This is a genomic window from Phycicoccus sp. CSK15P-2 (assembly GCF_016888005.1).
Classification (GTDB): Bacteria; Actinomycetota; Actinomycetes; order Actinomycetales; family Dermatophilaceae; genus Phycicoccus.
The window spans coordinates 28,723-40,450 of the sequence record NZ_JAFDVE010000020.1 but is presented as its reverse complement, the minus strand read 5'-3'; the positions used below and the strand labels follow the sequence as shown (position 1 = coordinate 40,450).

10 protein-coding genes are annotated in these 11,728 nt (G+C 71.5%); 5 read left to right on the top strand and 5 right to left on the bottom strand.

Annotated features, from left to right (window positions below; genetic code table 11):
- Complete coding sequence (locus tag JQN72_RS12140; protein ID WP_204135460.1) at window positions 1–720, bottom strand: two pore domain potassium channel family protein; 720 nt, start codon at window positions 718–720, stop codon at window positions 1–3.
- 37 nt (window positions 721–757) lie between these two features.
- On the opposite strand from JQN72_RS12140, the gene JQN72_RS12135 reads away from it, so the two are divergent.
- Window positions 758–1,765 (top strand): MauE/DoxX family redox-associated membrane protein, encoded by a 1,008-nt coding sequence (locus JQN72_RS12135; RefSeq protein ID WP_204135459.1) that lies wholly within the window; start codon window positions 758–760, stop codon window positions 1,763–1,765.
- Here JQN72_RS12135 and JQN72_RS12130 read toward each other — a convergent pair.
- The 4 genes from JQN72_RS12130 to dapA form a co-directional block, all read right to left on the bottom strand.
- On the bottom strand, window positions 1,749–4,433 hold the full coding sequence (locus tag JQN72_RS12130) for a DNA translocase FtsK (protein ID WP_204135458.1): 2,685 nt from the start codon (window positions 4,431–4,433) through the stop codon (window positions 1,749–1,751). The genes JQN72_RS12135 and JQN72_RS12130 overlap by 17 nt on opposite strands.
- A 412-nt stretch (window positions 4,434–4,845) precedes the next feature.
- Entirely contained in the window at window positions 4,846–5,688 is an 843-nt protein-coding gene (locus JQN72_RS12125) for a hypothetical protein (RefSeq protein ID WP_204135457.1), read from the bottom strand.
- A 185-nt stretch (window positions 5,689–5,873) separates the two neighbouring features.
- Window positions 5,874–7,559, bottom strand: a complete 1,686-nt coding sequence (locus JQN72_RS12120) for a ribonuclease J (protein WP_204135456.1) — start codon at window positions 7,557–7,559, stop codon at window positions 5,874–5,876.
- A gap of 12 nt (window positions 7,560–7,571) precedes the next feature.
- Window positions 7,572–8,450, bottom strand: a complete 879-nt coding sequence (gene dapA / locus JQN72_RS12115; RefSeq protein ID WP_204135455.1) for a 4-hydroxy-tetrahydrodipicolinate synthase — start codon at window positions 8,448–8,450, stop codon at window positions 7,572–7,574.
- 253 nt (window positions 8,451–8,703) lie between these two features.
- Here dapA and JQN72_RS12110 point away from each other — a divergent pair, with 253 nt between their 5' ends.
- From JQN72_RS12110 to JQN72_RS12095, 4 genes are all read left to right on the top strand, one after another.
- Complete coding sequence (locus JQN72_RS12110; RefSeq protein WP_204135454.1) at window positions 8,704–9,573, top strand: peptidoglycan DD-metalloendopeptidase family protein; 870 nt, start codon at window positions 8,704–8,706, stop codon at window positions 9,571–9,573.
- An 86-nt stretch (window positions 9,574–9,659) separates the two neighbouring features.
- A complete protein-coding gene (locus tag JQN72_RS12105) occupies window positions 9,660–10,469 on the top strand; it encodes a thymidylate synthase (RefSeq protein WP_204135453.1) in 810 nt (269 codons plus the stop codon).
- Window positions 10,466–10,933, top strand: coding sequence for a dihydrofolate reductase (locus JQN72_RS12100; protein WP_204135452.1), 468 nt, complete (start codon window positions 10,466–10,468; stop codon window positions 10,931–10,933). Before JQN72_RS12105 ends, JQN72_RS12100 begins: the two co-directional genes overlap by 4 nt.
- 59 nt (window positions 10,934–10,992) lie before the next feature.
- On the top strand, window positions 10,993–11,724 hold the full coding sequence (locus JQN72_RS12095) for an enoyl-CoA hydratase-related protein (RefSeq protein WP_204135451.1): 732 nt from the start codon (window positions 10,993–10,995) through the stop codon (window positions 11,722–11,724).
- Window positions 11,725–11,728 lie beyond the last annotated feature (4 nt).

Below are 11,728 nucleotides of genomic sequence, written 5' to 3'. Positions count from 1 at the left end.
TCACTGACGCGCACGCATCACCGTGAGGGCGACGAGGCGCGAGATGACCATCGCCACGTACAGCACCCCGCCCAGCTGCTCGACCGTGACCAGGGCCCGCGCCTGGGGCTTGATCGGACCGACGTCGGAGAGCCCGACGCTCGTGAGGTTGGCCCCGGAGAAGTAGAGCAGCTCGAGGAAGCTGCGCTGGCCCGGACCCTCGTACGAGGTGAACGAGTGGGGCCAGACCTCCTGGATCGCGAGGAACAGGTAGGCAAAGGCGAAGACGAGCACGGTGAAGCAGGCCCCGACCGCGAAGAGCTCGTCCTTGGTGACCCAGTAGTCCTCGAACATGTACGAGATGAGCGCGTACGCCGTGTAGAGGTAGAAGATCGCGAGCGCGAGGTGCGCCGCCACGAGGATCCCGGAGTTCGCCGGCTCGAAGAGACTCCAGACCTCCAGGACAGTGGCGGGTACACCGAGGCCCACCGACAGCCAGGTCAGCGCCGGGGTCGAGCGGACTGTGAAGACGGCGATGATCACGGCGGCGAGGCTGAGCAGCGAGATCACGGCTCGACCGACGCCCTTGTACTGCTCGCCGCTGGTCTGGAGGAACGGCAGCAGGAGGATGACGGTGATCTGCGCGACGAGGAGGAAGGCCGACGGCTGTTTGCGCAGGGTGGCCTTCCACCGCCCCCACGTCGACGGCGGCTCCTGCAGCTCCTCCCACATGAGCGTCATGGCCACACGGTAGACGGCTCTCGGCGACAATGCCGGGATGCCGAGCCCGCTCGTCCTCCCGCTGCTCACCTGTGCGGTCGTCCTCGCCCTGGGTGGAGCCGCGGGGCTGCGCGACCCCGCTGCCCTGGGACGCGCGGTCGACTCGCTCCCGGTCCCCCGGCGGCTGCGGGCGCCCTGGCTCGTGCGGTCCGTGCCGTGGGTCGAGGTCGCGCTCGGCCTCTGGCTGCTCGTCGCCACCGGGGCCGCGCTCGTCGTCGTGACGGTGATGGTCCTCGCCCTGTTCTCGGGTTACCTCGTCCTGGTGTCCCGGGCGGTCGCCGGGCCGGAGCCTGCCGAGTGCGGCTGCTTCGGCCCGCTCGGCGAGGACCGCGTCACGCGGGCGACCGTTGTCCGCAACGCCGTGCTCGTCCTCGCCGCGATCCTCGGGGTCGTCGCGGCGGTGCGTGGGGTGGCCGTGCTCCCGGCCGCGATGCAGGGAGCCACGTGGGGATGGCTCTCGGCCACAGCCCTGGCCGTGGCCGTCGGCGTCCTCGTGACGTGGCGCTCCCCTGGCGCGGAGCCGGCCGGCAACCCGTCCGACGGTGCGGGGACGGCCGGCGGCACGTCCGACGACGAGGACTACGAGCGGGCCACCGTTCCGGAGGTCCAGCTGCTCACGGACGAAGGCGACCTCGTGCTGCTGACGCACATGGCGTCGCTCTCGGCCCGGCTCCTCGTCTTCGTCCGTCCGGCGTGCGGCGCGTGCGCCCGCGTGGCGCCACTCGTCCCGGTATGGGCGGCAGAGCTCGCACCGGTGTCCGTGCACGCCGTGCTCGTCGGCGGGCCGGACGAGCTGGGCGACCACCCGGGGCTCGTCGGCCACGCCTGGTTCGACCCCCACGGCATTGCACATCGCGCGCTGGCCACGGGCACTCCGTCCGCTGTCCTCGTCGGCACCGACGGGCTGCTCGCCGGCGGACCGGTCCGCGGGTCCGACGCCGTCGTGGCATTCGTCGAGGAGGTCCGCGAGCACCTCGCGGCGCCCGACCTCAACGACGGCCGGTGAGCTCCCAGGCGTCCTCGCCGCCGTCGTCGTCGGCCTCCACCTGCGGGTAGCGGTCGAGCTCGGCCTCGAGCGCGTCGGCTCCGTAGTCGCGCACCGGCACCTCCGCGGTGTCGCTCCGGGCGTCGTCGGCCTGGGCCAGGGCGCGGGCGTCGCCGTCGAGCGGCTGCCCCTCGTCGGCCTCGGCGTCGAACGGCACGTCGGCCTCGGGCACGTCCTCACCACGCATCAACGCGAGGGTCGTCGGGAGGTCGTCCGGCTTGACGAGGACGTCGCGCGCCTTCGACCCCTCGGACGGCCCGACGACCCCCCGCGACTCCAGGAGGTCCATGAGCCGGCCGGCCTTGGCGAAGCCCACCCGCAGCTTGCGCTGGAGCATCGAGGTCGACCCGAACTGCGTGGTGACGACGAGCTCGGCCGCCTGGAGCAGGATGTCCAGGTCGTCGCCGATGTCGTCGTCGATCTGCTTCTTGGGCTGCGCCTGGACGACGTCCTCACGGTACGAGGGCTTGAGCTGGTCGGTGACGTGCCGGACGACGGACTGGATCTCGGTCTCGGTGACCCACGCGCCCTGGACGCGCATCGGCTTGTTCGCCCCCATCGGGAGGAACAGCGCGTCACCCTGGCCGATGAGCTTCTCGGCGCCGGGCTGGTCGAGGACGACCCGGCTGTCGGCGAGCGAGGAGGTGGCGAAGGCCATCCGGGAGGGCACGTTGGCCTTGATGAGGCCGGTGACGACGTCGACCGACGGGCGCTGCGTCGCGAGCACGAGGTGGATGCCGGCCGCTCGGGCCAGCTGGGTGATCCGGACGATCGACTCCTCGACGTCACGCGGCGCGACCATCATGAGGTCCGCGAGCTCGTCGACGATGACGAGCAGATACGGGTACGGCGCGATCGTCCGCTCCGAGCCGGGCAGCGGCTCGACCTTGCCGGCACGCACCGCCTTGTTGAAGTCGTCGATGTGCTTGTACCCGAACTGCGCGAGGTCGTCGTAGCGGGTGTCCATCTCGCGCACGACCCACTGCAGCGCCTCGGCGGCCTTCTTCGGGTTCGTGATGATCGGGGTGATGAGGTGCGGGATGCCCTCGTAGGCGGTGAGCTCGACCCGCTTGGGGTCGACGAGCACCATCCGGACCTCGTCGGGGGTCGATCGCATGAGGACCGAGGTGATCATCGAGTTGACGAAGCTCGACTTGCCGGCGCCCGTGGCTCCTGCGACGAGCAGGTGCGGCATCTTCGCGAGGTTGGCGATGACGTACCCGCCCTCGACGTCCTTGCCGACGCCCATGACCATCGGGTGCTCGGTACCGCGGGCGACCTGGCTGCGGAGCACGTCGCCGAGGCTGACCTTCTCGCGGTCGGTGTTCGGGATCTCGATGCCGATCGCGGACTTGCCGGGGATCGGGCTGAGGATGCGCACGTCGGCGGAGGCGACGGCGTAGGCGATGTTCTTCGAGAGCGCCGTGACCCGCTCCACCTTGATGCCGGGGCCGAGCTCGACCTCGTAGCGCGTCACCGTCGGGCCGCGGGTGAACCCGGTGACCTGGGCGTCGATGTCGAACTGGTCGAGCACCTGGGTCAGCGCGTCGACGACGCGGTCGTTGGCCGCGCTGCGGGTCTTGTGCGGGGTGCCGGGCTCGAGGACCCCGGAGTCCGGCAGCGTGTACGTGACATCGCCGGCGAGCGAGAGCTGCTCCACACGCTGCGGCAGCTGGCTCGTCGGCGGCGCCTCGAGCGGGGCCTTGGCCACCGGGGCGGATGCCGCCGGCGCCGGCGGGTCGGCCGGCGTCGGGCGCTTCTGCCCCGGCCGCAGCTTCCTGCCGGTGTGCGGGTCGACGACGGCGGCCTGCTCGAAGGCCTCGTCGCCCTCCTGCGGGACCTCCGGGTCGGCCGCCCGGGCGCGGCTCCGGCGACGCGAAGCCTTCTCCGGCTGCTCCGGCGCGGGCTCGGGCACGTGGCCGGTGAGCCGGTCGGTGACCTCGCGCAGCCGCTGGGGCACCTGGTGAAGGGGGGTGGCGGTGAGGACGAGCACGGCGAACAGCCCGAGCAGGAGCAGGAGGGGGACGGTGCCGTACACGGAGACCGCGGCCTCGAGCGGGCTCGAGGCGAGGAAGCCGATGATGCCGCCGGCGGCGCGCATGCCGTCCGCGCCCTCGGGCGGCGTGGGAATGTCCGCGGAGACGTGGACGAGACCGCAGGCGGCGAAGGCGAGCGCCGTCGTGCCGATGGCCATCCGGGAGGTGGCGGCCTCGTCCTGCGGAGCGCGGAGCACCCGGAGGCCGAAGAGCAGCAGGACGATGGGCACGGCGTAGGCGACCTTGCCGACGGTGCCGGCGACGACGGCATGCACGACGACCCCCACGGCGCCGGGCATCCCCCACCACTCGCGGGCCGCGACGACCACCGCAAGGGCGACGAGCAGGAGGCCGACCCCGTCCCGGCGGTGCTCGGGGTCGAGGTCGCGGCCGGTGTCCCCGACCTTGCGGGCGACGGCCCCGGTGGCGTGTGCGACCCCCATCCACGTGGTCTGTGCGGCACGCAGCGGCAGCGGGAGACCCCCCGACCGGGCGCCGCCGGAGGTCTTCCGTGCGCGAGCCCCGCCAGAGCGGGTCTTCGGCCGGGTCGAGCCCGAGCGCGCGCGGGACGTGGAGGACGTGCGGGTCGCCATGGTCGCAGGCTACGCGAGAGTCACACGAGACTCACGCGTCACACGCGGCACGTCGAGGCCCAAGTCTGCCCGGGACGCGACGAAGCGGTGACCCGCTCGACCCCTGTCATCGAGCGGGCCACCGCTTCGGAACCGGGCCCCGAAGGGCCCGGCCCCCGCACCGCGGCGGCGCGGCCGGCCATCTGCCGACCGTCGGCGCGAGCGCCGACCGGAGGGGCCGACCGGGATGGTGCCGCTGGCACGCCGCGGTCCGGGGTGCTCCTCGGCCGTTCCGGGGCCTTGACCGAGGACTTACCTTTACTTTACCTAGCCTTTACTTTTCCCACTCGCGGATCGCCCGCCGTCATCACGGTCCGACCGAACGGCCGAGCACCGGCCGTGGCCGTTGGGACGAAAGGCCCCGGCGGGTCGGTCAGCAGTCCTGCCGGATGACCTGGAACGAGAAGTCGGTGAACGTGACGATCTGGTTGCGGTCGGCGTTGCTGAACGACGGAGCGTTGTTCCAGTAGACGATCGTGAAGCTCGAGATCGTGCCGGGGTACGTGATCGTCGCGTTGCCGAGGTTCTCGGTGGCCGACCGGTCACCCCAGTACCTCGGGCGAAGCGGGTCACCCTGGGTGCCGCTTCCCTGCAGCCAGGTCGAGTTGTAGGAGTAGGTGAAGGCCCCGGACAGCTCGACCATGTCGACGAAGTCGCCCTGGACGGCGTCGATGTCGGTCATCGTGAAGGACAGGCCGGTCACGGGTCTACTGAACGAGAACGTCACCGTCTGACGCGCACTACGTCCGGGCACGGAGTTGCGCGTCCCCGTCACCGTCTGCTCGAGCTGGAGCCCGCGGCTGGAGGTGCCTCCCACGGTGCCGCTCGAGATACGCAGGTTCTGGTTCTGGCTGCCGGACTCGTTCCCCGTGGCCATGCGGCCATCGAGGACCGACGCGATCGACAGGGTGACCGGCGGCATCCACCCGGCGCCGTCGGGGTCGGTGACGGCGGTGGCGGACGTGGACGAGTTGCGCGTGTAGGTCGTGCTCGACCCGCCCCACGACATCACGTAGCTGTCGGGTGGACACGGGGACGCGGAGGCCTTGGGGGCGGCGGCGCCGATGCCCACCACCGGGACGGCCCACGCGAGGCCGGTGGCCACCGTTCGGCGGCTCGGGCGGGCCGGGCCGTTCGGCCGGGCCGGGTCTTCGGAGAGAGCGGTCTTGTCAGGCTCGTGCGGCGCGACGGGCTCGTCGGTCGTCCGTTCCTGCATCTGCACAGACATGGTGGAAGGTCACCCAACTGTCGGGAACACGGTCGCCGGGCCCTGACCCGGCGAAGTCATGACCTTTACTTTACCTTTCCTTTACCGAACGTGAGGGGAAGGTCATGACATCGATGTCTCAAGATAGGCCGAACGGGCTGCCCACCGTCGGGCATTCGGCCAGTCCGCCCAGGTCAGGACTCGATGACGGTCGGGATGATCATCGGGCGCCGCCGGATCGTGCGGCCGGCCCAGGAGCCCACGGTGCGCCGGATGACCTGCTGCAGCTGGTAGCTGTCCGTGACCCCTTGGCCGGTCGCCTCGTCGAGCGCGGCCTCGATCCGCGGACGGACCTCGTCGAACACGACGTCGTCCTCGACGAAGCCGCGGGCCGTGATCTCCGGCCCGGCCACGACCTTGCCGGTGGAGGAGTCGATGACGACGATCACCGAGATGAAGCCCTCGTCCCGCAGGATGCGACGGTCCTTGAGCAGCGTCTCGTCGGCCTCCCCGACCGACGAGCCGTCGACGTAGACGTACCCGCAGTCGACGGCCCCGGCCACCGAGACGCGTCCGTCGACGAGGTCGACCACCACGCCGTCCTCGACCACCGCGACGTTGCCGCGCGGCACCCCGGTGGCGACGGCGAGCTCGGCGTTCGCCACGAGGTGCCGCCACTCGCCGTGCACGGGCATGACGTTGCGCGGCTTGACGATGTTGTAGACGTACAGCAGCTCGCCGGCGCTGGCGTGGCCGGACACGTGGACCTTGGCGTTGCCCTTGTGCACGACCGTCGCCCCGAGGCGCATGAGCCCGTTGATGACGCGGTACACCGCGTTCTCGTTGCCGGGGATGAGGCTGGACGCGAGGAGGACGGTGTCCCCCTCCCCCACCTCGATGCGGTGGTCGCGGTTCGCCATCCGCGACAGCGCGGCCATCGGCTCGCCCTGCGAGCCGGTGCAGACGAGGACCACCCGGTGGTCCGGCAGGTCGTCGAGCTCCTTGATGTCGACGAGCACCCCGTCGGGCACCCGGAGATAGCCGAGGTCGGAGGCGATGCCCATGTTGCGCACCATCGACCGACCGATCATCGCCACCTTCCGGCCGGCCGCCGCGGCGGCGTCGAGCACCTGCTGGACGCGGTGGACGTGCGAGGAGAAGCACGCGACGATGATCCGCCGGTCGGCGTCCCGGAAGACCTTGTCGATCGCCGGGCCGATCTCCCGCTCCGGGGTCGTGAACCCCGGGACCTCGGCGTTCGTCGAGTCGGTGAGGAAGAGGTCGACCCCCTCCTCGCCGATCCGCGCGAAGGCCCGCAGGTCGGTGAGCCGGCGGTCCAGCGGCAGCTGGTCCATCTTGAAGTCACCGGTGTGCAGCAGCGTGCCGCCCGAGGTACGGACGCACACCGCGAGCGCGTCGGGGATCGAGTGGTTCACCGCGACGAACTCGCAGTCGAACACGCCCAGGCGCTCGCGGCCTCCCTCGGCGACCCCGAGGGTGTACGGGGTGATCCGGTGCTCCTTGAGCTTGGCCTCGACGAGGGCGAGCGTCAGCTGGGACCCGACCACGGGGATGTCCGGCTTGAGCCGCAGGAGGTAGGGCACCGCCCCGATGTGGTCCTCGTGGCCGTGCGTGAGGACGATCGCCTGCACCTGGTCCAGCCGCTCCTCGATGGAGGCGAAGTCCGGGAGGATGAGGTCGATGCCGGGGTGGTGGTCGTCCGGGAACAGCACGCCGCAGTCGATGACGAGCAGCTGGCCGTCGTGCTCGACGACCGTCATGTTCCGGCCGACCTCGCCGAGACCGCCGAGGGGGGTGACCCGGACCCCTCCCTTCGCGAGCGGCGCAGGGGTGTCCAGGTCGGGGTGGGGGTGGCTCATGCGTTCTTTCGGTCAGAGGGTGGCGAGGGCCGTGCGCAGCGCCTCGAGGTGCGCTGCCGGCGACTCGACGAGGGGCAGGCGCACGGTGGCGTGCTCGATGACGCCGAGCTCGACGAGCGCGGCCTTGGCCATGATGGCGCCCTGCGACGGCTTCATGACGGCGTCGACGAGCGGGATCAGGGCGCGGTGGATGCGGCGGGCCTCGGTGAGGTCCCCGCGGTCGACGGCCTCCACGATGGCGCGGTACTGCTTGCCGGCGGCGTGACCCACGACCGAGACCACGCCCGTGGCCCCGATCGCGAGCAGCGGCAGGTTGAGCGCGTCCTCCCCGCTGAACCACAGCAGGTCGGTGGCGGCCATCACGCTGCTGGACGCGTGCAGGTCGCCCTTGGCGTCCTTGACCGCGCGGATGTTCGGGTGCTCGGCGAGGGCGATGAGCGTCTCGGTGGCGAACGGGACGCCGGTGCGGCCCGGGATGTCGTAGAGCATCACGGGCAGGTCGGTGGCGTCCGCGACGGCACGGCAGTGCGCGACGAGCCCCGGCTGGGTCGGCTTGTTGTAGTAGGGCGAGACGAGCAGCAGGGCGTCGGCCCCGGCCTCGGCCGCGCGGCCCGCCATCTCGACCGCGTGCGCGGTGTCGTTGGAGCCGACCCCGGCGGTGACCGGAGCCCGGTCGCCGGCGCGGTCCTTGACCCGCCGGACCGTCTCGATGCTCTCGTCGTCGCTGAGCGTGGGCGACTCACCGGTGGTGCCGTTGACGACGATGCCGTCGTGGCCGGTGCCGAGCAGGTGCTCGACGACGGCGTCGACCCCCGCGAGGTCGAGGTCCCCCCCGGGCGACATCGGGGTCACCATCGCGGTGAGGACTCGGCCGAAGGGGTTGGACGTCATGCGCTCCAGCGTAGTGGTCACTGCTCCCTCCCGGCCGTCCCCTCCGTCCGCGGTTGTCATGTCGGGCCTGCGGGGCTACGGTCGTCGGTGGACGTCCCATGACGTCCTGGGCGTGCAGACCGGAACCGGTTCCGGGTGTCCGCCCAGCGGAGGGGGCATCGCCGGGGGGCGTACAGCGGCTCGTCGCCGCCGTGTGGTTTCGGTGGGGCCGTTCCTTCGCGACACGACAGTCACGTGTTCTTAGGGGGACATCATGATGAAGCGCATGGCGGCCGCAGCGGTCGCGTCACTCGGTCTCGTGGGGGCGCTGGTCGCCACCGCACCTGCTGCCTCGGCGGCGACCCGGAACGGGTCGTGCGAGTCGGGCGAGCTCTGCCTCTACCAGAAGGTCGGCCAGGGCGGGGCCGTCCTCGACGTCAAGCGGTCCATCCGCAACTACGGGACCGGGTCGGGGTGCACGACCTTCGTCGGGTCCACCGTGTGCGTCAAGAACCATGCCGCCTCGGTGTGGAACCGCACCGGCAAGCCGGTCTTCGTCTTCTACAACAGCGACTTCGGCGGCCGCTACGACCGGATCCCCACCAACACCAAGGTCAACCTCAACGACAACGTGCGCAACGACAACGCCTCGCACATCATCGGCAACGCAGAGCTCCGGTTCCCGCTCAACACGAACCAGGCCCACATCAAGAACCGTTCACCCCACTGGTGCTGGAACAGCAAGACGAACTGCCACCACGACTACAACGCCGCCGACATCTTCGCGGCGACCGGGACGGCCGTCGTCTCGCCCGTGAACGGCACGGTCAAGACGGTGAACCCGCGCTCCAGCGGGGTGGGCAGCACGGTCACCGTCAAGGACAAGTTCGGCCGCCTCTGGTACCTCGCGCACATGCACCACAACCCCGCACCGGTCGTCTCCGAGGGGCAGCAGGTGAGCAAGGGGCAGCGGATCGGCACGGTCGGCACCTCGGCGCACGCGCTGGGCACGTCGCCACACCTGCACATCGACATGCGGGTGGGCGTCAACTCACGCGTCGGCTGCAGCGCGTCCGAGTGCGCGGGCTACGGGTTCGTCAACAACCAGCCCCTGCTCCGCACCGCGTTCCTCAAGCGCCCGTGACGGGCCGGACGGGTGCCGACGGGCACTGACCGGGGCGGCGGGTGTCGACACGCGGTCGGCGCCCGCCGCTCCCCTACGCTGGGCTGGTGCGCCAGTACCTCGACCTCCTCGACCACGTCGTGACCCACGGGGTCGACAAGTCGGACCGCACCGGTACCGGCACCCGCAGCGTCTTCGGCTACCAGATGCGCTTCGACCTCACGGCAGGGTTCCCCGTCCTCACGACGAAGAAGCTGCACCTGCGCTCGATCATCGGCGAGCTGCTGTGGTTCCTCCGTGGCGACACCAACGTCGGATGGCTGCACGAGCGGCGCATCACGATCTGGGACGAGTGGGCGGACGAGAACGGCGACCTCGGCCCGGTCTACGGCCACCAGTGGCGCTCCTGGCCGACCCCTGACGGACGCACCGTCGACCAGATCGCCAAGGTCGTCGAGTCCATCCGCACGACCCCCGACTCGCGACGGCACATCGTCTCGGCGTGGAACGTCGCCGACGTCGACGACATGGCCCTGCCGCCCTGCCACACGATGTTCCAGTTCTACGTCCGGCCCGCGGCGGACGGGGGCGCCGCCTACCTCGACTGCCAGCTGTACCAGCGCAGCGCCGACATCTTTCTCGGCGTCCCGTTCAACATCGCGTCCTACGCCCTGCTCACGATGATGGTCGCCCAGCAGACCGGGCTGCGGGCCGGCGAGTTCGTCCACACCCTCGGGGACGCGCACCTCTACAGCAACCACGTCGAGCAGGCCGCGCTCCAGCTGACCCGCGAGCCCCTGCCGCTGCCCGGGATGCACATCACGCCGCGCAGCTCCATCGACGCGTACGACCTCGAGGACTTCGAGCTCGTCGGCTACGAGGCGCACCCCTCGATCAAGGCGCCGATCGCGGTATGACCCGTGTCTCGCTCATCGCTGCCGTCGGCCGCAACGGGGTCATCGGCACGGACAACGCGATGCCGTGGCACCTGCCCGAGGACTTCGCCTTCTTCAAGCGCACCACCATGGGCCACCCCATGGTGATGGGTCGGCGGACCTTCGACTCGATCGGCCGGGTGCTCCCGGGGCGTCGCTCGATCGTCGTGACCCGGCAGCACGACTGGTCCCACGCGAGCGTCGAGACCGCGCACTCCCTTCCCGAGGCACTCTCGCTCGCAGGACCAGCCGACGAGGTCTTCGTCGTCGGGGGAGGTCAGGTGTACGCCGAGGCCATGCCCTGGGCGCACCGGCTGCTCGTCACCGAGGTCGACCTCGAACCCGAGGGCGACGTCGTCTTCCCGGCCATCGACCCCGCGGTGTGGCGCGAGACCTCCCGGGAGCCGCGCGACGGCTTCTCCTGGGTCACCTACGAGCGCGGCTGAGAGAGAGCGCCGGGCGCCGGCCGTCCCGCCACCGCAGGGCGCTCCGTTAGGGTCGGGCCGTGCCCGTCACCTGCTCGCTCGAGGACCGCGTCGCCCTCGTCACCATCGACCGCCCGGAGCGCCGCAACGCCCTCGACCTCGACGCCCTCGAGGAGCTGCACGCCGCGGTCGCCGAGGCCGCCGACTCCGGTGCGCGGTCGATCGTCCTCACCGGCGCCGGGGGCCACTTCTGCGCCGGGGCCGACCTCACCGAGCTCGAGGACGTCTCGTTCACCCAGCGGCTCGCCGACGTCCTGCACCACCTCGCCGACGTCCCGGTCGTCACGGTCGCCGCCATCGACGGCGCGTGCATGGGTCTCGGGATGCAGCTCGCGCTCGCCTGCGACCTCCGGGTCGTCGACGACGGCGCCCGGTTCGCGGTGCCCGTCGCCCGGCTCGGGCTCATGGTCGACCACTGGACCGTCGACCGCCTCGCCCGCTTCTGGGGCGAGGGCGCGGCCCGGCACATGGTGCTCGCCTCGGCCGTCCTCACCGCGGACGACTCGTGGCGGCTCGGCTTCGCCCAGGGACGCGGGGGGCTCTCCGAGACGCTCTCCCTCGCCCGTCGTGCGGCCTCCCTCGCACCGATGACCCAGGCCGGCTCGAAGCTCGGGCTGGGCACCCGGCCCGGCGACGACGCCGCCGTGTCGCGCTACGAGGCCGCGTTCGCCCGGGCGTGGGCGAGCGAGGACCTCGTCGAGGGGCGCACCGCCTTCGCCGAGCGCCGCGAGCCCCGGTTCAGGGGGCACTGAGCCG

Bases quoted from the DNA above. Each gene is read 5' to 3' on its own strand.
- JQN72_RS12140 (WP_204135460.1), bottom strand. From the start codon at position 720: ATGACGCTCATGTGGGAGGAGCTGCAGGAGCCGCCGTCGACGTGGGGG.
- JQN72_RS12135 (WP_204135459.1), top strand. From the start codon at position 758: ATGCCGAGCCCGCTCGTCCTCCCGCTGCTCACCTGTGCGGTCGTCCTC.
- JQN72_RS12130 (WP_204135458.1), bottom strand. From the start codon at position 4,433: ATGGCGACCCGCACGTCCTCCACGTCCCGCGCGCGCTCGGGCTCGACC.
- JQN72_RS12125 (WP_204135457.1), bottom strand. From the start codon at position 5,688: ATGCAGGAACGGACGACCGACGAGCCCGTCGCGCCGCACGAGCCTGAC.
- JQN72_RS12120 (WP_204135456.1), bottom strand. From the start codon at position 7,559: ATGAGCCACCCCCACCCCGACCTGGACACCCCTGCGCCGCTCGCGAAG.
- dapA (WP_204135455.1), bottom strand. From the start codon at position 8,450: ATGACGTCCAACCCCTTCGGCCGAGTCCTCACCGCGATGGTGACCCCG.
- JQN72_RS12110 (WP_204135454.1), top strand. From the start codon at position 8,704: ATGATGAAGCGCATGGCGGCCGCAGCGGTCGCGTCACTCGGTCTCGTG.
- JQN72_RS12100 (WP_204135452.1), top strand. From the start codon at position 10,466: ATGACCCGTGTCTCGCTCATCGCTGCCGTCGGCCGCAACGGGGTCATC.